The organism is Paenibacillus sp. MZ04-78.2 (assembly GCF_024213375.1).
In the GTDB taxonomy this organism is placed as follows: domain Bacteria; phylum Bacillota; class Bacilli; order Paenibacillales; family NBRC-103111; genus Paenibacillus_G.
In genome coordinates this window covers 49,073-72,258 of sequence record NZ_JANAVJ010000015.1, presented here as the reverse complement: position 1 = coordinate 72,258, position 23,186 = coordinate 49,073, and the positions used below count along the sequence as shown (strand labels likewise).

Genomic DNA, 23,186 nt, shown 5'->3' with positions numbered 1-23,186 from the left:
ATGCTAAAAACGTAATGAAAGGGGGTGCAAAAGACCTAATGTCAATCTCACTGGTAAAGGGACAAAAGATCGACTTAACCAAAGGCAACGCAAATTTGACACATATAACCGTCGGACTAGGATGGGACCCTGTAGAAGTTGAGAGCAAGGGCTTTTTCAGTAGGAAAAAGGTTGCTGCCAACGTCGATTGTGACGCTTCGGCGCTCCTGCTCGATGCCAATGGAAAACTGAGTCAAGAGGACCATTTGATCTGCTTCTACAATCTAACGAGTCCTTGCGGTTCAGTGAACCACTCCGGTGACAATCTTACCGGAGAGGGAGATGGCGACGATGAGCAGATTCATATTGCGCTGGAAAAGGTGCCCGCAGGCGTACAAAGAATCCTGATGTGCGTAAACATTTACGACTGCGAGGCTCGCGGTCAGGATTTCGGAATGATCCAGTCTGCATTTATTCGGGTAGTCAATTCCAAAAATAGTCAGGAACTGATCCGTTTCAATCTTACGGAGAACTACGCGGGGATGACGGCGTTGATTGTCGGGGAAATTTACCGCCACAACGGCGATTGGAAGTTCAACGCTATTGGCGAAGGCGCTCACGCCGTTCATATTGATATTCTCGCTCAGCGATACACGTAAGTCCAAATATACTATGTGAGGAGACAAACGCAATGGCAATTTCTCTTTCTAAAGGACAAAAAGTTGATTTGACGAAGACGAACCCGGGGCTGAGCAAGGTGATTATCGGTCTTGGCTGGGACACCAATAAATATGACGGTGGCCAAGACTTTGACCTTGATGCCTCCGCGTTCCTGCTCAACGCATCCGATAAGGCCGCTTCCGAGAAGGACTTCATTTTCTACAATAACCCGCAGAACAGCAACGGTTCTGTAGTGCATAGCGGCGACAACCGCACTGGCGCAGGCGATGGGGATGATGAGGTAATCAAGGTTGACCTGTCCGCAGTACCTCAAGAGGCGGAGAAGATCTCCTTCTGCATCACGATCCACGATGCTCAGGAGCGCAAACAGAGCTTTGGCCAAGTTTCGAACGCGTACGTACGGATCGTAAACGAAGCCACCGGCGCAGAAATCATTCGTTATGACCTGGGTGAAGATTTCTCTGTTGAAACGGCTATCGTCGTTGGCGAACTGTATCGCCATAGCGGCGAGTGGAAGTTCAGCGCAGTAGGGGCAGGATACAAGGATGGTCTCGCCGGACTCGTGAAAGACTTCGGTTTGGCTTAATCGAATAAGCGCCAGGAAAAGGCCGTCCATGACAGGCGGCCTTTTTTTACGAAATGAACCATAAAAAAGGAGAAAGCCAACATGACAATCAGTCTTTCGAAGGGCGAGCGCGTTGACCTGACTAAAGGTAACCCGGGGTTAACCAAAGTTGTTGTCGGTTTGGGTTGGGATATCAACAAGTATAGCACCGATGCAGATTATGACCTGGATGCTACCGCATTCATGTTACATCAGGACGGAAAGGCGAAGGATATCTCGGACTTCCTCTTTTATAATAACCCTAAGTTGTACAATGGCGCGATAGAGCATACCGGAGATAACCGTACCGGGGCAGGCGACGGCGATGACGAACAAATCGTAATCGACTTCCAGAAGGTACCCGATTTCGTCCAGCGCATCGGAATCACGGTGACGATTCACGAAGCGGAAGCGAGAAAACAAAACTTTGGCCACGTCACCAACGCTTTTGTACGGATCGTTGATGCAGCAACAGGTCGCGAGATTCTCCGCTATGGCCTCGGCGAAGTGTTTTCCCTTGAAACCGCAGTCGTGATTTGCGAGTTATACCGTCAAGGAGCAGATTGGAAGTTCCAGGCTGTCGGTTCCGGATTTACAGGCGGCCTCTCCGCGCTTTGCAAAAATTACGGTTTGGATGCCCATTAATAGATTATAAGGGGGCTGTCAACGAGAACAGCGCCCCGTCCTCATTCTCATTCCCTTGATTGAAAGGTTGATACTAATGACCACCGTACTCGCTAAAGGACAAAAGGCAGACCTTACGAAGAGCAATCCAAGCTTGAGCACCGTCGTAGTGGGCATGGGCTGGAATTCGCCTGGCAGTTCTATCGAAGTAGACTTTTCTGCTTTTTTACTCTCGGGGGTTTCCAAAGTAACAAAAGATGAGGACCTTATTTTCTATGGCAATCCATCTGGCCCCAATAACAGCATCACTGTGAACAATAACTTATCCAGTTACGCATGTATTCAAGACAAAGCTCAGCTATCGGTTTCTTTACGAAGTATTCCAGCTCAATACGAACGAATTTCTTTTGCTTTAACCCTATATGAAGGCGAGAAGAGACGCCAAAACTTCTCCATGCTAGATGATACATACATTCGCATTATAGATTCGGTAAGCGGTCACGAACTGCTCCGTTTTAACATGGGAAAATCCTTCTCCGTAGAAACGGCTATTGTCGTAGGGGAATTATATAGATATAACGGTGAGTGGAAATTCAACCCTATTGGTTCCGGTTATTCAGGGGGACTGGAGGCATTGTGCGGAAGCTTTGGAGTAGATATATCGCAAGAGACAGAGAGCGCTCCGAAGGTTATACCCGAGCCTGAGAAAGACGTTTCTCCTGTCCCTGACATTCCTCCAACAATCAATTTTTCCAAGATCGAATTGAAGAAGAAGGGTGACGTTGTTAACCTGCAAAAAGGCACAGGCTCCATGGGAGAGATTCTGGTGAATTTAAACTGGAATCAAAAAAAGTCAAAAGGCTTTTTTGCATCTAAGGGGGTCGACCTTGATTTAGGGTGTCTTTTTGAGCTTAAGGATGGTCGAAAGGGAGTTGTACAAGCTCTTGGCGAAAGCTTTGGCGACCTCAAACGCCCCCCTTTTGTAGCCTTGGACGGCGACGATCGTACAGGTTCTGTAACGACAGGCGAAAATCTTCGAATCAACGGGCAGCACATTTCAGAGATTGAACGCGTGGTTATATACGCTTTTATCTATGAAGGCGTTGCAAAGTGGTCTGAAGCAGACGGTATTGTCACCATCAAACAAAACGGTGAACCGGACATTGAAGTGAAGCTGGATCAGCATGATAACAAGAAGCGGATGTGCGCGATTGCAATGATCCGAAATGTCAACGAACAGACGGTCAGTATTGAAAGACTTGTTGAATATTTTTCAGGCCATCAGGAATTGGACAGAGCGTATAGTTGGGGGTTAAGGTGGGTAGCAGGAAGTAAATAAATGCAAGTCTATGCGCTATTTTAGGAGGAAGCATTGTAAATGGATTTTCTCAACAGCTTCATCAACAATTTCATGGAATTCTTTAACTGGGCGAATCTCACGGCCATTTTATCAGACCCAGTAAATTGGGGAATCATTGCTTCTCTCGTTGTGTTGGAAGGCTTGTTATCTGCGGATAATGCACTCGTTCTGGCAGTACTGGTAAGCCATCTGCCAAAGGAACAGCAGAAGAGAGCTTTATTTTATGGCTTATTGGGAGCTTACGTATTCCGATTCCTTGCAATCGGCTTAGGCACCTTCCTGGTTAAAATTACATGGATTAAGATCGCCGGAGCTTTATACCTGCTCTGGATCGCATGCAGCAACCTGTTTGATCTCGAGGTGAGATGGCTCCGGGTTGGCAATGTCCCCCTCCTCCCGTACATTGCCAGAAAAGCCGACGATGAAGAAGGGGAATCCGTTCAAAACAAGAAAATGGGTTTCTGGCGCACTGTATTAACCGTAGAGTTAATGGATATCGCCTTTAGTGTCGATAGCGTTATTGCAGCGTTCGGTGTAAGCAATCAGGTGTGGGTGCTGTTCCTCGGCGGCATTCTTGGCGTTCTCATGATGCGCGGTGTAGCTCAGGTATTCCTCAAACTTATCGAGCGCTTCCCTGAACTGGAGAAAGCCGCATTTGTTCTCATTATTATTATCGGTGGAAAAATGCTTGCGGCAGTTGCCGGGTTCGAAATATCGCATCTGGTATTCTTCGGACTACTGATAGCTGTTTTCGTGGGAGCAATGGTGCTCAGCACCATTCGCAAGAAAGCAGCACATAAGGATGATTCGGAATCGGCGTAATTTTCCAAATCAATCAAACTTGGTCATGATCAACGTTGTCCCTCCTTATTATAGGAGGGATGTTTTATGACCAGCGAGCCCTATAAGGAGGGTGAATATGCGATATTTCAACTATCTTACTCGTGACGAGGAAGAAAGCCTTTTTTATTTACCGCCCTCGATATTTTCTAATACATCAGAGAAGGAGCTGTTGGCCTATGCGGTCGGTGCAGCCCTTTATATGCCTGCCACCAGGCAAAGCATTGCCGACGAGATCGTGACAGGAAAGTATCCGGGTCTTGTCTCTGTTGTGATTGACCTGGAGGATGCTGTAGGCGACCATCAGGTAGAGCTTGCCGAAGAAACATTAAGTCAGCAGTTCTACAGGCTTTATTCGTTAGTTCGAATGGGTGCGCTAACCTATGAGGAGCTGCCTTTACTGTTTATTCGTGTTAGGACGCCTCAACAAATGACGCGAATGATAGCGTTACTGGAAGATGCCATGAAACTTGTCACGGGAGTTGCATTGCCGAAGTTTAATGAAGACAATGGTATTCAGTACTTCGAGCTAATAGAAGCGTACAACCGGCAGAAGCCAGTAGATTTTCCGACCTTATATGGAATGCCAATTCTGGAAACTGCCGAAATTATGTACCGGGAGACACGGGTTGAAGCATTGAATGCAATCCAACGTTTACTAACCAGGTTCAAAGAATATGTCCTGAATGTGCGCATTGGGGCAACTGATTTTTCAAGCTTGTATGGACTTCGAAGGAAACCGGACATGACCGTTTACGATATTGGCGTGCTTCGGGACTGTATAACAGACATCGTAAATAGGTTTGGAAGAATGCAAAATCAGTTTGTCATCTCAGGCCCTGTTTGGGAATATTTCAAAAGCGACCGTGTGTTAAAGCCGGTACTACGACAAACATCTTTTGAGGAGTCAGAAGGCAGGGCCGACCGTCTAATCCGATTAGAATACATGAATGAGTATTTGGACGGACTCATACGTGAAGTGATTATGGATAAGGAGAATGGCCTTCTTGGCAAAACCATCATTCATCCGACGCACATTATTCCGGTGCAATCTTTATATGCTGTAACCCATGAGGAATACATGGATGCAAAGAACATTTTGAATTCCAACAATGGGCTTGTTGGCGTTGTAAAAAGCCAGTATTCCAATAAAATGAACGAAATCAAGCCACATTCGAATTGGGCCAAAAGAATAATGATCCGATCAAAAGTATACGGGGTGTTACATGAAGGAAAAAACTTTACCTCTATCCTCATTGGCCAAGAGCCAACGAAACAAGAGCATTCACTCATTTCAAATACTTAATGATTTGGAAGTAACCGTGGAGATCACGGACAACCCCTTGAACCTGTCACCTGCAATGCTCTTTCAGATGGCGGCAAGGATAAACAAAAAACGAAGTTTTCTATTCGTAAGTAAAATCTTGGGGAAGCACTTGCCGGTTAATCCGCACATTGCCCTGTTGGGAGGCGCTTCTCTGGGTAGTTTGTATTACCAAAAGTTAGGCTATCAAACCCCGTTTGGCATTTCGGATATGGTGGAAGCTTTTCAGGATAGCAAACGCGCGAAGGAACTCTATGAGCTGCTCAAGCTTAGCCCGCTTCAATTGCATGACCCCACGTTGTTCATCGGTTTTGCAGAGACAGCTACGGCACTGGGACAAAGCATGTTTGATGTGTTTAGGGGACCCATTCAATACCTTCATACAACACGCGATTTCGTTAAGGGAGTCGAACCTGTCATCAGCTTTGAAGAAGAGCATTCGCACGCAACGGCTCACCGTTGCTACCCACTCGACGAGGACTGCTTCGGTGGGCCTGAGTCCATCGTTCTCGTGGACGATGAGATCACAACGGGGAAAACGGCCCTTAATATTATACGAGCTCTTCATCGGAGGAGGTCCCATTCCAATTATGTGCTTGCCTCCTTGTTAGATTGGCGCTCCGAGGCAGACATGGACAAGTTTGCGCAGCTTGAGCGTGAACTTGGAATCACGATTACATGTCTCTCGTTAATGAAGGGGAAAATTCGCGTAACTGGAAGTCCTGGGGAATGCGAAACAGGGGAGCTTTGCCCATCGGTATTAGGTAAGGGAAGGGTGGAACATTTGTTCGTCGATGGTTATTTCGAGCACATCGCTCATAAATCAATAGATTCATTCGGCGAAGAAAACCCACTGCGTTACCTTAAAGCAACGGGGCGTTTTGGTGTCGAGGGCGCTTATATCCCCATCATGGACGAACAAATTATGAAGTGCGGACACTACCTTCAATCGAAACGTAAAGGGAAACGCACGTTATGCATGGGGTCTGGAGAATTCATGTATATTCCGATGCGCATTGCAGCAGCGATGGGCGAAGGGGTAAGCTATCAATCCAGTACACGAAGCCCCATCTATCCGTACACAGGAGAAGGGTATGCCATTCAGAATGGCTTTCCATTTGCCAGCCATGAAGATTCTGCGATCCCCAATTTCTTCTATAACATTCAGACAGATGAATACGACGAAATCTTTGTATTTGTGGAACGAGTAAATAACCTTGCAGCTCTATCATCCTATCTTGAAGCAGTACAGCGTACATCTATACCTAATATCCATTTCGTGCATTTTGCTAAGGAGGCATAACGGAGATGTCTATCGAGGTTCTCGCGAGTCGCATCGCCAGCCCTAAACCGCTAGGTAGTTATAGTTCCGAAGATGTCATCTTTCTATTAAAGGATTTAAGCGGAGTCCATCTTGAGAAAGGAACAGAGGACAGGGAGGAAGCTATACAGGCCGGCACACACTATTCGGAGATGCTCCCCGTCGAATATCAACCGACGAGGGAATATATTCATCTGTTCCATGAGACACTAGCGTTCACGGCTCGCAAGGTTGCTTTTGCAGCCGCAGTTACAGCAGAACAGATCGCTGCCAAGCGAGGCCGCAACATCATGCTGGCATCGTTGGCCAGAGCAGGGACGCCGATCGGGATTCTGATCAAGCGGTACTTCAAAACGATTTATCAATATACTTTACCTCATTACAGTATTTCGATTATCCGGGGTAAAGGGATTGATGAAAATGCGGTTATCTACATGTTGAACCAACACCCCGGCTTTGAAATTCAATTTGTCGATGGTTGGACAGGAAAGGGAGCGATACGCAAGGTACTGACGGATGCTGCCGAAACAATCTTGGCGAAGTACGGCATACCGCTCAATGACGATCTGGCTGTCCTTGCAGACCCAGGGCAATGTTCTTCCACATTTGGCACCAGAGAGGATTTCCTCATTCCGAGCGCATGCTTGAACTCTACAGTATCGGGTCTGATGAGCCGTACCGTCCTTCGTGATGATTTGATTGGTCCGCATGACTTCCATGGTGCGAAATTTTACAAGGAATGGCTCTCGGATGATCTATCCAATCATTTTATCGATACGGTATCAGCGTATTTTCAAGAAGTCGCGGGAGAAGCACAACTGGTAGCAAACCAGCTTTTAAGCGATAGTTCTAAAACAGAGGAAACGTGGAAGGGTCTAAATGACATCAAGCGGATTCAGCTGGATTTCGGAATTTCGGATTTGAATTTGGTGAAACCCGGGGTGGGTGAAACCACGAGGGTTCTTTTGCGCCGCGTGCCATGGAAGATTTTAATTGACCGATGGGATAACCCGAATTTACGGCACATTTTGTTACTGGCTGCGGACCGTAGTGTTCCAGTGGAAGTGTACCCGAATCTGACCTATTCTTGCTGCGGCATAATTAAACCCTTGAAGGGCGGGGGGGAATGACCTTGATTTTCGCTAGTGATTTGGATAAAACCCTCATCTATTCGAAGAACTCTATGGATGAGATCGTACCCGAGGAAGAATTAATACCGGTCGAAGAAAATGGGGGGGCCTACACCTCTTTCATGACGAAGCGTGCAATAACCCAGTTAAGCGAAATCGCGAAATCCGCATTCATTGTACCCGTGACCACCCGTACCATTACACAGTACAAGAGGGTCTTTTACTTCAACAAGGACTTGAACCTGAGATATGCGATAACTAGCAATGGGGGGAACATTCTGATTGATGGCTCCCCTGATGAGGAATGGTCGGCACTTGTTCAAAGCGCGTTGCGCATGAGCGCAGATCATCTGGAAGTAAAGGCGATGTATGACCAAATCTCCTCGCCTGAATGGGCATTACGCGGATGGCTTTGCGATGGTTTGTTTTACACGATGATCATTGACCCGAAAAAAACACCTTTCGAGCGGTTAGATCAGTTCCGAGAAACCATACATCCCATGGGATGGGTACTTTCCGTACAAGGGCGGAAAGTATATCTGGTCCCGGCTCGCGTGACCAAGGGGGAGGCGATGCTTCACCTTAGTAAACGGCTAGGCTCCAAGTTTATTGCAGCTTCTGGCGACTCTCTCCTGGATGCGAGCTTGTTAGCTATCGCTGACTATGCGATTGCACCCGGTCATGGAGAGCTCTTTGGTAAGTCGTCATCCGGATTCATGTATCAATTTACACAGAAAACGGGGATTCGAGCTTCCGAAGAAATACTGGAACGGGTCCATCGCGAACTGCAACACTACCTTGCGCAAAACTCATCGGCCAGCTGATCAACCAGGAGGCGATTACGAATGACAACACGGATATGGTTTAATCGAACCTTTGCAACGGCAGCGCATTACGTGGATAAGATCAGGAACAACCCGGATGGCAAGGTCGTTGAGATCTATGCAACTCATCCCAAGCGACATTCACTCATGCTTCAGGCTGCAGATCACGCAGACTTGGAACCAGACCTGTCGATGGAACAATATCCACAGTTTTGTATCGATTATTGCCGGCAGCACGCTATCGACATCTTTATCCCTCACTTCGGATTATCGGAAATTGCCAAGTATGCTGATGAATTTGAACGCATGGGCACAAAAGTAATGCTTGGGGGAAATGCTGACTTACTTCGTCTCGTTTCGGATAAGGGAGATGTGTTTCGGAAACTCGCCGGTATAGAGGGGCTTACCATACCGGAGTATCACATCGTCTCCACGTCCGAGGAGTTTGAAGCAGCTTTCCTGAGTCTTAAGGATAAGGGGCTGAACGCTTGTTTTAAGCCCGTTACCGGCGAGGGGGGAGCAGGCTTTCGAGTTATCGATGACATGCCGCCAACGCTCGACATCTTGTATCGCTCGGTTAAACCTAATATGTACATTGGCGATGTAATGAGGATGCTGTCTGTCGCGGAATCCTTCGAGCCACTCATGGTTATGGAGCTGCTAACGGGCCCGGAATATAGTGTAGATTGTCTGGGAAGCCAGCAGAGTCTTCTGGCAGCCGTTCCTCGTAAGAAGGTGGAGGGGAGGATTCGAGCGCTGGAAGATAATTCGGAGCTGATCCGGTTGGCTGCTGCCATTTATGAACGCATTCCGCTTCAATACAACTTCAATATCCAATTTATTTACCAAGACGATACACCCAAGCTGCTTGAAATCAACCCGAGAATGTCGGGGGGGTTATACACCTCTTGTTTAAGCGGCATTAACTTTCCATATCTAGCCGTCAAAATGTTGCTGAACGAGGAGATTGTGGTACCGGAGCCAAACCTCAACTTAATGGCCACTCATATTGAAAAGGAAGTGCTGTTAAAACACGAATTGTAAAAAGACCTCGCTTCATCCAAGGGATGAAGTGAGGTTTTTTGTCTACCTGCCAGAATAAAGGTAGAAACCGACACCCTGCAATGAAATAAAGTAGACAAATGTGGAAACAATGCTAGCATACGCCTTCGCTGATACACATATACATTAGCAAAAAATGATGAGGTGAACAGCATGATAGATTTCTTGATTTGCTTGGGACTATTACTGGTACTCACCATTGTGGCAGCATCTGAACGCGCAGAATCTATTTCCGAGATAAACCGGTAATCAAAGGATGGATGGCCTAAAACCCGGACTCGTTATATAATGATATTTATGGATTCCTCAGGCTGCGGCGAAGACAACAGATCGCACTCACGTAGAATGGCATAGCAAATTAAGAGATAAAAATGCTCAAAGCACATCGGGTTCATCTCGTTTTGTGCCTTGAGTGTAGCGAAAGGAATGGACATAACGAATGAGAGCATATTTAGACCTGCTTAGTGATGTACTGGAACAGGGGGTTCGTAAGGAGGATCGAACTGGCACGGGTACGGTTTCCGTTTTTGGAAGGCAGATGAGAATAGATTTGACAAAAGGATTTCCGCTGCTGACGACCAAAAAACTGCATATAAAATCGATTGTTCATGAACTGCTGTGGTTCTTAAGCGGCAGTACGAATGTGAACTATCTTCGTGAGAACGGCGTTACGATTTGGGATGAATGGGCCGATGAGGATGGCAATCTTGGCCGTGTCTACGGTGCTCAGTGGAGGACTTGGCATGCTCCTGATGGCAGAATCATTGATCAAATAACCAACGTCATAAATCAAATCAAAACGAATCCGGATTCCCGCAGGCATTTGGTTAGCGCTTGGAATGTTGCAGAGGTAGACCAGATGGCTTTACCGCCTTGTCATTATGCATTTCAATTCTATGTAGCCAATGGCCGGCTGTCCTGCATGTTTCAGATGCGGTCTGTCGATACCTTCCTGGGCCTTCCATTTAACATAGCATCGTATGCGCTCCTGACTTATATGGTGGCGGAGCAGTGCAATCTTGAAGTCGGTGACCTGATCTGGACGGGCGGCGACGTGCATATCTATTTAAATCATATAGAGCAGGTTCAATTACAGTTAACGAGAGAGCCATATCCTCTACCAGAACTTAGGATTAAACGCAAACCGGAATCCATTTTTGACTACAAATTCGATGATTTTGAGTTTGAAGGGTATCAGTCCCATCCCGGTATCAAGGCTCCTATAGCTATCTAGCAAAATGAGAATAAGACAAAAGACAAGGAGGGCGTTCGCGTGACGATTTCTTTCATACTGGCGATGGACGAAGCCCGCGGCATCGGCATCGACAATAAGCTGCCGTGGCGCTTGCCGGCGGATTTGGCTTATTTCAAGCAAACGACGAAGGGGCATACGGTGCTGATGGGCCGCAAGACGTTCGATTCCATCGGCAAACCCTTGCCCGGACGGCGCAATGTCGTGCTGACCCGGGACGAACGATTCGCTGCGCCGGGCTGCGAAGTGGTCCATTCGGCGCAGGAGGCGGCCGCCGATTACGGCCGCGGCGGAAGCTGGGCATCCGAGGAGCTGTTCGTCATCGGCGGCGCGGAGGTATACCGGCAGCTGCTCCCGTTCGCGGACCGGCTGTACATTACGGAGATCGCACACCGGTTCGCGGCGGATACGTTTTTTCCCGAGCTTGAGCCCGGCGAATGGCGCGAGGTGTCGCGACAGCGCGGCGTGAAGGACGAGAAAAACCCGTACGATTACGATTTTGTCTTGTATGAGCGGGCCTAAATGTAACGTTTCTCCAAAAAAGGAATGAAGCCGGAGCTTTTCGCGCATCTTAAAGGTTGAACCGTGTGCACATCCCAGCATGATTGAGAGGAAGATGCCGAACATGACACAGGTCAACCAGCATCAAATGCCGATCCGGCATGTGATCGACAACGCGGAGAAAGCGATCCAGGTCGCCAAGGACGCCGAAATGGCCGTCCGCCACGCGCAGCTTCAGTCCGATCCGCACAAGCTGTCCGCAGCGCTCGCGGAGATGGAGTCGGCGCAGCAGGCGCTGGCGAAGGCACAGAGCCAGATGGCGGCGCAGGACCACGAGCATCACGGACAGGAGCTCGTGCAGGTGCAGGACCAGTTGAATCAGACGCAGCAAAGCTTGGATGTGGTCGCATCGAACACCGAGCAGCCGAAGCAAGTTCGCTGACCGGACGCAGGTTCGTGCCGCACCGTGTCAATTAAGCGAAAAAAGCACAGGCCCGCCGATCAAATTCGGCAGAGCTTGTGCTTTTTTAATCGGCTAGCCATAGGCTGTGGCTCAACTTCACTTGTTCGATCATATGACCGATGTTTCCTTCGCCCGCAAAAAGGGTCATGTCAAAAAAATCTTGATTTAAGTCAGACCAATACAATTCGTTCTCTTCCCCTGAAACGACGACTTCACGCGTTAATTTGCCGACATAAACTTCAACATAGCAGTTCTGCAAATAATATCTAAAATCCATTAAATGATGCAAAGTCACATCTTCTTTGGAAATGCAGGTTTCTTCAAATAATTCTTTGTACGCAGCTTCAAGCCCTGTTTCTCCACTTTCGATTTTTCCCCCGACTAAATTGCTTAATCCTTTGTAGGGGTTTCTCCTGATGTGCGCAGCGGCGGTGATTACGATAGGTCATCAGTATATGAAATATCGTCTCGGTGCTTTTCTTTATCCGTTCGCAGACCCTTCGGGTGGGGGGTATATGTATATCCAGATGAGAGAGGCACTGAGCAGCGCCGGCTGGTGGGGTCGCGGATTCGGGGTGGTTAATCCGAAGTTGCCGTATGTTCATGGGGATCTCATTTTCACCTATCTCGTCTACAGCTTCGGCTGGGGCGTCGGTATCGCGGTCGCAGTCGCTGCCGTCTATTTCGTGACTCGGATGCTCCATTCGATGGGGCAGGTCCGTGAGGCATACGGCAAAATGCTGATAGTGGCCGCCACTTCCATCATCGGAGCGCAATTCGGCTATTGCATCGGCATGTCCCTCGGGCTGCTGCCGATTATGTCCATCACTTTTCCATTCGTAAGTTATGGCGGCACTCGTACACTTATCGATTGCTCGGCTATCTCGACCAAGATTTCAATTTTGACGAAACGACAATGCGCGAGCCGCTAGAGTTTCTGCGGCGTGACGAGGTTTTTCACTATATCGAAGCATCGGTCAACCGTTGTACGGCCTCCGTGCTGGAGCACGTGATGGAACCTGAAATTGGCGAGCTTCGGCCGGCCGCTAGCCCGAATCCCGCGGCAGACTGTTCCGGCTGCGGAAAGCCGTCGGACTGATCCCGTAAAAGGCGGTAAACTGCTTGGAAAAATAATGGATCGAATCGTAGCCAAGGTTGTCCGAGATCGATGTGACCGACTGCCGGCTTTCCAGCAGCAAATTGGCCGCTTTTTTCATTTTCATCCGCAGCAGATACTCCTTCGGGGTCGTGCCGGTTTCCTGCTTGAACAACTTGTAAAAGTAGGACTTTTTCAGTCGGCATTTGCGGCACCAGTCCTCGAACGAATAACGGTGCTCCGGGTGCCGCTCCATCTCCTCCATAATTTGCAGGATGCGGTAATCGTTCGGTGCGGCGCTCTTGATACTGTTGTACCAGCGCAGCAGAAATGCGCGCATCAGCGCCCCCGTAATCGATTGCGCATAATAAGGAGCGTCCTCCGATCTGGCGATTTGCACGAACAGCTCAATCAGATGCGGATAGGGGCTCAGCGACGTTTTGGTCGAAAATTCGTCCAGTTCGGGGCAGGCTTCCTGCCGGGTCAGCATCGACCGGTTGGGCGGATCGGGATAAAAGGCGAAGCGCGGCTCCGGCACCTGATGCTGCTCCCATAAATCGCAGTATATGTTATACGAATCGAGCGGAAAGCCGGACTTATGATGAAACGAATGCACCTGCCCCGGACGGATGAAAATCAGGGTGCCTTTTTCCACGGAATACGTGACGCTATCCACGACGATATCTCCGCGGCCGTCCAGAAACAGGTGATAGGCGAACGTATAACCGACTCTGGTTCCTTCATGCTCGCCTCCGTTATACGTATAGGGTGCGGCCGAACGCACATACGGAGCGATTTCTGCCAAATCCTTCATCTCGGATTCCTCCGGGCGTTAAGTTCTCGCGAATAGCGGAATTTTGTACAAATCGATGGAAGGCCTTTCAAATACATTTCCAACGTCCTAATGATACAATAACCCCGACAAAAGAAAAAGCGCAGGAGGCTGGAAGGCGATGGAGGAGCGGAAACGGTTAGGCGGCAGTCTGACACAAGCGCAGCTGGACCGCTACGATAAGGACAACGACCGGCTGCTGCAATTCTAATCAAATTCACGGGTTTCGTACTCACCTATACCAAGAAAGCGAGGTCGCCATACGATGCGATTCCGGCAAGTACACTTAGATTTCCACACCTCTGAAATGATCCCGCATATCGGGCGGAAGTTCTCCAAGCCGCAGTTCCAGGAAATGCTCAAGCAAGGACATGTCGACTCGATTACCGTCTTCGCAAAATGTCACCATGGCTGGGCGTATTTTCCTTCCGAGACGAACGAGATTCACCCGCATCTGGATTTCGACCTGCTCGGCGCGCAGATCGAAGCGGCGCACGAGATCGGCGTGAAGATTCCGGTCTACTTGTCGGTCGGCTTCGACGAGAAGCTGGCTCGTGTCCATCCCGAATGGCTGATGCGGGACGAGAACGACCAGACAAACTGGGTGAAAGGGTTCATGACGCCGGGGTACCATCAGTTTTGCTTGAATTCGCCTTATCTCGATCTGATGATCCGCCAGGTGGAGGAGGTCGTACGCAAGTACGATGCCGACGGCATCTTCCTCGACATCGTCGGCGTCCGCACCTGCTACTGCCATACGTGCGTAGCCATGCTGCGCGGGGAAGGAAAAGACCCGCGCGAGAAGCGGCATGTTGTCGAGCAGGGCGAGCGGATTTATGCGAATTATACGCAGCGGATTCGCGAAGCGATCCATGCGATTAAGCCGGAGATGCCGATTTTCCACAACGCGGGGCATATCTCGCAGGGACGCCGGGACTTGGAAGCGATGAACACGCATCTGGAGCTGGAATCGCTGCCTACCGGCGGCTGGGGCTACGATCATTTCCCGCTGTCGGCCCGCTACGCGCAGCCGCTCGGCATGGATTTCCTCGGCATGACCGGCAAATTCCACACGTTCTGGGGCGAATTCGGCGGCTACAAGCATCCGAATGCGCTGCGCTACGAAACGGCGCTCAGCTTGGCGAACGGGGCGCGCTGCTCCATCGGCGACCAACTGCATCCCGAAGGGCTGATGGACCCGGCCACCTACGAGCTGATCGGCCAAGCATACGCCGAGGTTGAGCGGAAGGAAGCGTGGTGCGCGGACACGACGGCGATCGCGGATATCGGGCTGCTGTCCGTCGAATCGGTCGGCGTGGGCAAAATGGGCGGCGCGATGTTCACGGGCAACTCCGACGCCGGGGCGGTACGAATGCTGCTTGAAGGCAAGTTTTTGTTCGACGTGATCGATCCGGACGCCGATTTTGGCCGATACAAAGTCCTTATACTGCCGGACTACGTGCTGATCTCGGACCAACTGCGCGCGAAGCTGGAGCAGTTTCTCCGGCAGGGCGGGAAGCTGCTCGCTTCGGGCAAGTCCGGCCTGGACGCGGAGGAGCGCGATTTCGCCATCGATTTCGGTGTGCGGCGGGTCGGTGAGAATCCATTCAAGCCGGATTACTTCCGCCCGAAATTTCCGCTGCGGAGCCTTGGCGAAGCGTCGTTCGTCATGTACGCGGCGGGGCAGAAGATCGCTTTGGACGGCGGAACCGAGCTGGGGCGGCGCGAAGATCCTTATTTTAACCGGGAAGTATTCGCATTCTCGTCGCACCAGCATACGCCCAGCTCGATGAACGACGGCGGCCCGGGAATGGTGGAGGGAGCCAGCGGCATTTACATCGCTTGGAACGTTTTTGAGGACTACGCGACGAAGGGCAGCCTGTTCCTGAAAGAAATGGTGCTCTACGCGCTGGACCGGCTGGTGCCGGACAAGACGCTGACGACAAGCCTGCCCGCCCAAGGGATCATCACGCTGCAGGAGCAGCGGGGCGAGCGCCGTCTCGTGAACCATCTGCTGTACGCCGTACCGGTCAAGCGCGGCGAAGGCGTCGAGATCATTGAGGACATCGTTCCGCTCTATCATATCGACGTGAAGCTGCGTTTGCCGGGTCGACAAGTAAAGGGCATCTATTTGGCGCCGCAAGGAACGCCGCTCGATTACAGAGCGTCCGCCGAAGGCATCGAGTATACGCTGCCCGAGCTCGAATGCCACCAGATGGTCGTCATTGATCTGCAGGATTAAAACAACTTCAAAGTTTTACCAATCCGGAGGTGTTCCAATGCACCTCCGTTTTGTCCTATAATAAAACTTTGATAGCGCTTACTGCGGAAGAGGTGACGGGGCTTGCTGACAGCTATGAAAAACCGCGTATTGGACTATTATTACTCGCTTTCCGTCAATAAAAAGATCACGCTCTCGTTTATGACCGCCCTGTCCTTGCTGCTGATTTTGCTGTCCGTCTTTACGTACCGCGTATCATCCGCGATTCTGATCGACAAAGCGGTGGAGAACACAGAGCAAAATTTGCGGCTGGTCTCGGAGAAGCTGGAGATCATCCTCGACAATTCGGAAAACTACTCCAAAATCGCGATTACGAACAGCAGCGTACAGCGCTACCTGAGCGCCCCGCCCACCTCGGACCCGCTGGAAAATTACAGCCGTTCGATTGAGGTTTCGAACGCCCTCGCCGATATCGTCGATTCCAAGACGTTCGTCGACGCTATGCTCATCTATGACCGCAACGGCTATTTGTACGATTCCGGCGGGCTCAAGAACGTCCGGAACGTCAACGACGATTATGTCCGCGCATTTTTGGGTTCCGCTTACGGACCCGTATGGAAGGATACGGCCAAAAGCAACTACGAGAAGGAAGCCGCGGCGCACCCCGTCGTATCGCTCCTTCAAAAATTCAACACCGCCAAGGACGGGAGCCCCCTCGGCGTCATCCAACTATCCATCGACGAGCGGTACATTGCCGATCAATATGCTCATATCAATATCGGGCACAGTGGTGAAATCTTTATCATCAATAAGCAGGGCACGATCGCTTCGCACAGCGACAAAAGCCGGCTCTACGCGTCCATCGGGCAGGAGCCTTATTATTCCTGGGTGATCGGGCATGAGGGCGGCCGGACGTTCAGCTTGAACGGCGAGGACAATCTGGTCGTGGCCCGCACCTATCCGCGCCTGAACTGGATTATTGTAGGCATCGTGCCGATTAAGGAAATTACCCGCGATAATCAGATTTTGACGGAAAAAACCTTTTATTTAAGCCTCATTTTCGTCGTTTCGGCCATCCTTCTGACCATTCTGATCGCCAGATCGATTACGAGGCCGCTGAATCAGATCAAAAAAACGGTCAAGAGCGTGCAGGAGGGCAACCTCGACGTCTGGCTCGAACTGAAGGAACGCGACGAGATCGGCGCTTTGGCCAGAGAGTTTAACAAAATGGTCATCCGCACCAAAACGCTCATGGAAAACATGGTGGAAGAGCAGAAGAAGAAAAAAGAGTACGAGCTCGCCGTCATGCAATCGCAGATCAATCCGCACTTTTTGTACAACACGCTGGAGAGCATCTGCGCGCTTGCGGATTTAAAGCGAAACGCGGATATCGTGAACCTTGTGAACCAGCTGGCGCTGTTTTACCGGGGCGTGCTCAGCAAGGGCAGTCATATCATCTCCATGGAAGACGAAATCATCATTACGCAAACGTACTTGGAAATCTTGAAGGTGCGTTACGGCGACCGGATCGATGCCCGTTTCGAGATCAACGACAACGTGTACCAATACTCAACGATCAAGCTGCTGCTGCAGCCGATTGTGGAAAATTCGATCAATCACGGGCTCCGAAACAAGCGGGGAAGAGGGCTGATCCGCATCCAGGCGCATGTCTTGGACGGCAAGGTGCGGATCGAGGTGAGCGATAACGGCACAGGCATCGCGCCGCAGCGGCTGCGGCAAATTTTGAAGCCGGACCCGGGGCATTACCGGACGAAAAGCTTCGGGCTAAAGAGCACCGACGAGCGCATCAAGCTCTATTTCGGTTCCGAATACGGGCTGGAGATCGACAGTGTGCCGGGGGAAGGAACGACCGTCCGCATTACGCTGCCGGCGATCGAGAACGGAGGGAAACCGCATGATTCAAGCGATGATCGTCGATGACGAATATTTGATCCGGGAGCGGCTGAAGGTCGGCGTCGACTGGCAGGAGCTCGGCTTCGAGATCGCCGGAGAGGCCGAGAACGGGGAGGAGGCGCTGCTGCTGCTTGAGCATGCGCCGATCCGGCTGGCAATCGTCGATATTAACATGCCGATCGTGGACGGCCTGGCGTTCGCGAAGGCGGCGCAGCACCGTTTTCCCGAGCTTCGCATCATCATTCTCACCGGCTACGGGAGCTTCGACTATGCGAGAACGGCTTTGCAGGCAGGCGTATCCGACTATTTGCTGAAGCCGGTCAACATGGAGGAGCTAACGCAGGTGCTGACCGGGATGTCGGCCAAGATTCGGGAGGAGATGGCGCGGCATTCGCAGCAGGAGGATTTCAGGCAGAGCATCCGGGAAAGCAATACGATTTTGCGCCGGACGTTCATTCAAGGCTTGCTGGACGGCACCGGAACCGCCCGACCCGAGCAGAGCCCGGACAAATGGCGGCAGTTTTGCCCGAATCTGCGGGACGATGCTTTGCTTGTCATGGTGTTCTCAATTGACAAATCGCCGGGAGGCGGGAAGGAGCAGCCGCCCTGGAAGCGGTTCGCGGTGTTCAATATCGTCGGCGAGCTGTTCGGCGGGCTTCGGCCTTGCGAGCTGACGCTGGATGACGACGACAGAACGGTGCTGCTGGTGCACCCGAACGCCGATCCTGCCGACGGCAGCCGGGAGAAGGAGTGGCTGGAGCGGCGGGGTGCGGAAGCCGTCGAAGCGGTTCGCCGGTTTTTGAAGTTTACCGTAACCGTCGGCGTCGGCAATATGGCGCAGGAAGGTCCCGGCGGCATTCCGCAGTCGTATAAGGAGGCGGTACTGGCCTGCAAGCATCGCACCGTTCTCGGCGGCGATCGGGTGATCATGTTCGACCGCCTGCCCAAACCAGCGCTAAAAGCCGACCTGTCCTTTATCCGGGAGACGCTGATGGTCCAATTGAGGCTGGGCAACAAGGCGGCGGTGGAGCACGAGCTGCGCCAATGGCTGGAGGGCATCGTCAGGCAGAAGCTGTCTTTGGATACGTTGTACATGACCGTTTATGAGCTTGTGGCCACGCTGAACCTGTATGCCGCCGAGAGCAAGCTGGATATGACGTTTTATGGGGGCGATACGTTCAATCCGGTGCGGCTGGTCGACGAGCTGGAGCGGATGCAGGAGATCGCGGACTGGGCCGCGGCGCTGTTCGGCCGGGTGCTGGAGCAGACGCACAGCTTGAAGCAGTCGACACCGGCCAAGCTGGTGGATAAGGCTAAGCAGTTCATCGACGGGCAGTATGCCGACCCGGACCTCGATTTGAACGCGATTGCCAAAAGCATTTTTATTCATCCGAGCTATTTGAGCCGCATTTTCAAGACTGAGACCGGTTATTCTGTCGTGGAGTACATGACGAGGCGGCGGTTGAACAAGGCCAAGGAAATGATGGAGAACGGATGCAAAAATTTGCTGTTCGTCTCCGAATCCGTCGGCTACAAAGATTCCCATTACTTCAGTAAATGCTTTAAAAAGCATTTCAGCGTGCCGCCTTCCCGATTTACCGGGAGCGATTCCCGCGAATGACTTTTCCGAGACGGCCCCGTTGCGCCGCTGTGCGAACGGTGCGGTCTTTTTTTGCATGGAAAGTTCACAAAATGTTAAAAATATTCCCGGTGGCGTAAAGATATTGCATTCAAGCGGCGAGCCGCGCCCCTTATAATGACACTATGTCGAACAGACAACAACAAAAAGATAACAAACGTAAACGGGGAGGTTGCTTAACACATGAAAAAAAGAGCGCTTACATTAGGGCTGGCATCGTTGTTCGCCGCTTCAAGCCTGCTGGCAGGCTGCGGCTCGAATGACGCCGCCCAAGGCAATGCCGGTTCCAAGGGTGACAGCAAAGGCGGCGACAAAGTCAGCATCCGCATCTTGACGCGTATCTCCGGTACCGATCCGAAGTCCGTGACGTTCCAGAACCTGCTCAAGCAATTTATGGAGAAAAACCCGGATATTACGGTAATCGACGAATCGTTGAACGACGAGGCGGCATTCAACAACAAATTCAAAACGGCCGTCGCGACGGGCAGCGTCCCGGAAATTTGGATGAACTATGGCGGGGTTGCATTTAAAGATTACGCCAAAAACATCGCGATGGACCTCGATCCCGTCCTGAAAGAAGACAAAGCGTGGGCGGACGCGTTCCTGCCGCTGTTCGACACATGGAAATACAAAGACCTGCCGGGAACGTACGGTGTGCCGAACGAGTTCTACAGTGTGGCGATCTACTATAACAAAGAGCTGTTCCAAAAAGTCGGCGCAGAGCCGCCGAAAACGATCGAGGAATTCGAGGCGGTCGCCGACAAATTCAAAGCGATCAATGTCGTTCCGATGGCGATGGCCGACAAAGACAACTTCCGCGGAGGCCACCTGCTGACGAATCTGGCGCTGAAAAAATACGGGTTCCAGAAAACGGAAGACCTGATGAGCGGCAAAGCAAAATGGAACGATCCGGACATGGTTTCCATGCTGCAAACGATGAAAAATTGGCAGGATAAAGGCATTTTCGGCAAAAACATGGTCACGACCGACGGCAACGCGATTTCGAGCATGTTCCTCGGCGGCAAGAGCGCGATGATGTTTGAAGGCGTCTGGGCGATTTCCTCCATCGCAGCTTCTCCGATCGCCGACAAAATCGGGGTCATTCCGTTCCCGGGCTACAAAGACAAGCCGGAATTCAAGGACAACTGGTTCGGCGGAGCGGGCGGTTACTCCGTTTCCAAGGAAGTCACGGGCGCGAAAAAAGATGCTACGATCAAGCTGCTGAAGTTCCTGACCTCCGTCGATGCGTTCAAGTATTTCCTCAAGGAAACGAAGGGCGGCGTTTATCCGGTCAAAATGGATTCCAGCTCGGCTCCGGTCGATCCGGTCACCGCAGAGTACGTCAAGGCGCAAAGCACCGCCAAAGACTTCAAAGGCGAGATTGAGGAGTACAGCCCGATCATGCAGTTGCAGGACAAGGTGCGCAACGAGGTCCAAGGCATGTTCGCCGGCAACCCCCCGCAAAAAACGGCGGATACGATTCAAAGCTTTGTCGATTCGAATAAGAAGTAGGCGGTGGGAAACCAGCTTCGCATTGTAGATTAATTCTCCGTCATAGACCGGTGGGGTATATCCCTCCAGCCGCTCTTGAACCCCGCGAAAGTTTGATTAAAAGTAGAGGTGTTTTCGCGGGGTTCAAAGGCGGACGTTTCACTCTTCCGGGATATACCCCACCTTCTATTTATTGGAGAATTGTTAAACTACAAAAGCTAGTTTTCCTACGGAAAACTCAGCGAATGCTTACGAAGTTAGTTTTCCTGCGGAAAACTCGGAGGAGGGGAACAACATGGTCGGCCGAAAGCCTTATTTTATCGCAGCCGTTTTTTTGCTGCCGGCGCTCTTGCTATATACGCTGGCGTTCATCGTGCCGATCTTTCAGACGGCTTACATGTCCTTTTTTAGCTGGAACGGCATCAAGAACGTCGCCATGGAATACGTCGGGCTGCAAAACTACAGCGCCATGTTTCAAAAGCCTGAATTTTACCGTTCGCTCAAAAATATCGGCGTGTTTATCCTGGCTTCGTTCTTGCTCATTTTGCCGGTCGCTTTCGCACTGGCGCATATCGTCACCAGCAAGATGAAGGGAAGACGGTTTTTCAAGATCGCCTTCTTTATGCCTTCCGTGCTCCCGCTCACGGCCGTCGGCTTGATGTGGCAGTTTTTGCTCAAAGGGGAGGGTGGCCTCGTCAACATGGTGCTGTCGGCGATCGGCGCAAGCTCGCTGACCCACGATTGGCTCGGCGAACCGGCCATTGCCATCTACGTTGTTGTGGTGGTCAACGCCTGGATTTACTGCGGGCTGAACATGATCATATTTGCCAGCGGGATGGTGGCGATTCCGGAGCAATTGTACGAGGCGGCGGCCATGGACGGAGCGGTCGGGTTCAAACGGCTTTGGTACATTACCGTGCCGATGATGAAGGAGACGCTGAAAATTTTCTCGATTCTGGCCGTTACGCAGTCGCTTCGCGTGTTCGGACAAATTTTCGTCATGACCGGCGGAGGACCGAACGGCGCTACGGATGTGCCTACCACGCTGCTCTATTACGAGTCCTTTAAATACAACAACTTCGGGATGGGCAACGCCATCGGGACCTTCATTATCGTAGCAGCGCTCTTATCGACGGTCGTACTCAACAAGCTGATGAACACGAAGACGATGAAATAAAGGCAGGTGAAATGGAACATGACGCTTCGCTCGTATAAAATTCCGGCATATTTGTTTTCTACGCTTTGCGCGGTTATTTTTATGTATCCGTTGTTTTTTTCGGTGATTTCTTCGCTCAAGGACAATCTGGAAATTTACAATAACGTCTTCTCGCTGCCCGAGGTATGGCGCTGGAGCAACTACAAGCTCGCTTTTGTCACCGCACATATTGATAAAGCCGTATGGAACTCCTTCATTTATGCGATTGCAGGCACGCTTTTGACCTTGGTCTTGGGAACTATGGCGTCGTTTATTCTGACCCGGATCTCGATGAGGTGGAACGGCGCTTTATATATTTATTTCATCATGGGGCTGATGATCCCCGTCTATTCTCTCGTCATTCCGATTTCCCGGATGATCGGCTCGTTCAACGGCTTTAACAACTATTTCGTCATGATCGTGCTGTACGCAACGTTTCAACTGCCGCTTACGATTTTTTTGATTACCGGATTTATGAAAGGAATTAACAAGGAAATCGACGAATCGGCGGTCATGGACGGCTGCGGTCCGGCGACGCTGCTGTTTCGGATTTTGACGCCTTTGTCCATGCCGGCCATCTCGACGGCGGGAATTTTGGCCTTTTTCGATATTTACAACGATTTGATTTGGAACGTCATTATGGTCAATGACCGGAGCATGTTCAACATTTCGATGGCGCTGATGTCCTTCGTGGGAGAACGGGGCAGCTCGCAGATGGGTCCGACGTTCGCGGGCATCATTCTCACGATCATTCCGACCATTGCCATCTATTTGCTGTTTCAGGAAAAGGTGGAGTCTGGTCTGAGCGCGGGAGCTGTGAAGGAGTAAAAGAA

At 50.9% G+C, this 23,186-nt stretch carries 22 protein-coding genes; 20 read left to right on the top strand and 2 right to left on the bottom strand.

Annotated elements, in window-relative coordinates:
* Nucleotides 1-38 precede the first annotated feature (38 nt).
* The 13 genes from NLX71_RS13450 (at nucleotide 39) to NLX71_RS13390 (ending at nucleotide 11,944) form a co-directional block, all read left to right on the top strand.
* Nucleotides 39-638: a TerD family protein gene (locus tag NLX71_RS13450; protein WP_254364221.1), complete on the top strand. Its 600-nt coding sequence runs from the start codon at nucleotides 39-41 to the stop codon at nucleotides 636-638.
* Nucleotides 639-670: 32 nt separating this feature from the next.
* Complete coding sequence (locus NLX71_RS13445; protein ID WP_254364186.1) at nucleotides 671-1,246, top strand: TerD family protein; 576 nt, start codon at nucleotides 671-673, stop codon at nucleotides 1,244-1,246.
* Nucleotides 1,247-1,327: 81 nt separating this feature from the next.
* Nucleotides 1,328-1,909 (top strand): TerD family protein, encoded by a 582-nt coding sequence (locus tag NLX71_RS13440; RefSeq protein WP_254364185.1) that lies wholly within the window; start codon nucleotides 1,328-1,330, stop codon nucleotides 1,907-1,909.
* A gap of 76 nt (nucleotides 1,910-1,985) precedes the next feature.
* Complete coding sequence (locus NLX71_RS13435; protein ID WP_254364184.1) at nucleotides 1,986-3,227, top strand: TerD family protein; 1,242 nt, start codon at nucleotides 1,986-1,988, stop codon at nucleotides 3,225-3,227.
* 39 nt (nucleotides 3,228-3,266) lie between these two features.
* Nucleotides 3,267-4,070 (top strand): TerC family protein, encoded by an 804-nt coding sequence (locus tag NLX71_RS13430; RefSeq protein WP_254364183.1) that lies wholly within the window; start codon nucleotides 3,267-3,269, stop codon nucleotides 4,068-4,070.
* A gap of 97 nt (nucleotides 4,071-4,167) precedes the next feature.
* Nucleotides 4,168-5,394, top strand: coding sequence for an HpcH/HpaI aldolase/citrate lyase family protein (locus NLX71_RS13425; protein ID WP_254364182.1), 1,227 nt, complete (start codon nucleotides 4,168-4,170; stop codon nucleotides 5,392-5,394).
* Nucleotides 5,315-6,715: a phosphoribosyltransferase family protein gene (locus NLX71_RS13420; RefSeq protein ID WP_254364181.1), complete on the top strand. Its 1,401-nt coding sequence runs from the start codon at nucleotides 5,315-5,317 to the stop codon at nucleotides 6,713-6,715. The genes NLX71_RS13425 and NLX71_RS13420 overlap by 80 nt, the downstream gene beginning before the upstream one ends.
* 5 nt (nucleotides 6,716-6,720) lie before the next feature.
* Nucleotides 6,721-7,863 (top strand): cysteine protease StiP family protein, encoded by a 1,143-nt coding sequence (locus NLX71_RS13415; RefSeq protein ID WP_254364180.1) that lies wholly within the window; start codon nucleotides 6,721-6,723, stop codon nucleotides 7,861-7,863.
* Nucleotides 7,860-8,687, top strand: a complete 828-nt coding sequence (locus NLX71_RS13410; protein WP_254364179.1) for an HAD family hydrolase — start codon at nucleotides 7,860-7,862, stop codon at nucleotides 8,685-8,687. The genes NLX71_RS13415 and NLX71_RS13410 overlap by 4 nt, the downstream gene beginning before the upstream one ends.
* Before the next feature lie 21 nt (nucleotides 8,688-8,708).
* The gene (locus NLX71_RS13405; RefSeq protein WP_254364178.1) at nucleotides 8,709-9,731 is read left to right on the top strand and encodes an ATP-grasp domain-containing protein; all 1,023 of its coding nucleotides are present in this window, start codon (nucleotides 8,709-8,711) and stop codon (nucleotides 9,729-9,731) included.
* Nucleotides 9,732-10,188: 457 nt separating this feature from the next.
* Nucleotides 10,189-10,983, top strand: coding sequence for a thymidylate synthase (gene thyA / locus NLX71_RS13400; RefSeq protein WP_254364177.1), 795 nt, complete (start codon nucleotides 10,189-10,191; stop codon nucleotides 10,981-10,983).
* Nucleotides 10,984-11,022: 39 nt separating this feature from the next.
* Nucleotides 11,023-11,523, top strand: coding sequence for a dihydrofolate reductase (locus tag NLX71_RS13395; protein ID WP_309248949.1), 501 nt, complete (start codon nucleotides 11,023-11,025; stop codon nucleotides 11,521-11,523).
* Between the two features lie 103 nt (nucleotides 11,524-11,626).
* The gene (locus tag NLX71_RS13390) at nucleotides 11,627-11,944 is read left to right on the top strand and encodes a hypothetical protein (RefSeq protein ID WP_254364176.1); all 318 of its coding nucleotides are present in this window, start codon (nucleotides 11,627-11,629) and stop codon (nucleotides 11,942-11,944) included.
* 85 nt (nucleotides 11,945-12,029) lie between these two features.
* Here NLX71_RS13390 and NLX71_RS13385 read toward each other — a convergent pair whose 3' ends face one another.
* The gene (locus NLX71_RS13385; RefSeq protein WP_309248950.1) at nucleotides 12,030-12,383 is read right to left on the bottom strand and encodes an NUDIX hydrolase; all 354 of its coding nucleotides are present in this window, start codon (nucleotides 12,381-12,383) and stop codon (nucleotides 12,030-12,032) included.
* Here NLX71_RS13385 and NLX71_RS13380 point away from each other — a divergent pair.
* The gene (locus NLX71_RS13380; RefSeq protein ID WP_309248948.1) at nucleotides 12,382-12,897 is read left to right on the top strand and encodes an FtsW/RodA/SpoVE family cell cycle protein; all 516 of its coding nucleotides are present in this window, start codon (nucleotides 12,382-12,384) and stop codon (nucleotides 12,895-12,897) included. The genes NLX71_RS13385 and NLX71_RS13380 overlap by 2 nt on opposite strands.
* 114 nt (nucleotides 12,898-13,011) lie before the next feature.
* Here NLX71_RS13380 and NLX71_RS13375 read toward each other — a convergent pair whose 3' ends face one another.
* A complete protein-coding gene (locus NLX71_RS13375; RefSeq protein ID WP_254364175.1) occupies nucleotides 13,012-13,875 on the bottom strand; it encodes a helix-turn-helix domain-containing protein in 864 nt (287 codons plus the stop codon).
* Between the two features lie 283 nt (nucleotides 13,876-14,158).
* On the opposite strand from NLX71_RS13375, the gene NLX71_RS13370 reads away from it, so the two are divergent.
* The 6 genes from NLX71_RS13370 (at nucleotide 14,159) to NLX71_RS13345 (ending at nucleotide 23,181) form a co-directional block, all read left to right on the top strand.
* Complete coding sequence (locus NLX71_RS13370) at nucleotides 14,159-16,135, top strand: alpha-amylase family protein (protein ID WP_254364174.1); 1,977 nt, start codon at nucleotides 14,159-14,161, stop codon at nucleotides 16,133-16,135.
* A 102-nt stretch (nucleotides 16,136-16,237) separates the two neighbouring features.
* Entirely contained in the window at nucleotides 16,238-18,055 is a 1,818-nt protein-coding gene (locus NLX71_RS13365) for a sensor histidine kinase (RefSeq protein WP_254364173.1), read from the top strand.
* Nucleotides 18,030-19,649 (top strand): response regulator, encoded by a 1,620-nt coding sequence (locus NLX71_RS13360; protein ID WP_254364172.1) that lies wholly within the window; start codon nucleotides 18,030-18,032, stop codon nucleotides 19,647-19,649. The genes NLX71_RS13365 and NLX71_RS13360 overlap by 26 nt, the downstream gene beginning before the upstream one ends.
* A gap of 201 nt (nucleotides 19,650-19,850) precedes the next feature.
* Entirely contained in the window at nucleotides 19,851-21,179 is a 1,329-nt protein-coding gene (locus NLX71_RS13355) for an ABC transporter substrate-binding protein (protein WP_254364171.1), read from the top strand.
* 274 nt (nucleotides 21,180-21,453) lie between these two features.
* Nucleotides 21,454-22,335 carry a carbohydrate ABC transporter permease gene (locus NLX71_RS13350; RefSeq protein ID WP_254364170.1) on the top strand — a complete coding sequence of 294 codons (882 nt, stop codon included), beginning with the start codon at nucleotides 21,454-21,456 and terminating at the stop codon, nucleotides 22,333-22,335.
* 18 nt (nucleotides 22,336-22,353) lie between these two features.
* Complete coding sequence (locus tag NLX71_RS13345; RefSeq protein ID WP_254364169.1) at nucleotides 22,354-23,181, top strand: carbohydrate ABC transporter permease; 828 nt, start codon at nucleotides 22,354-22,356, stop codon at nucleotides 23,179-23,181.
* Nucleotides 23,182-23,186 lie beyond the last annotated feature (5 nt).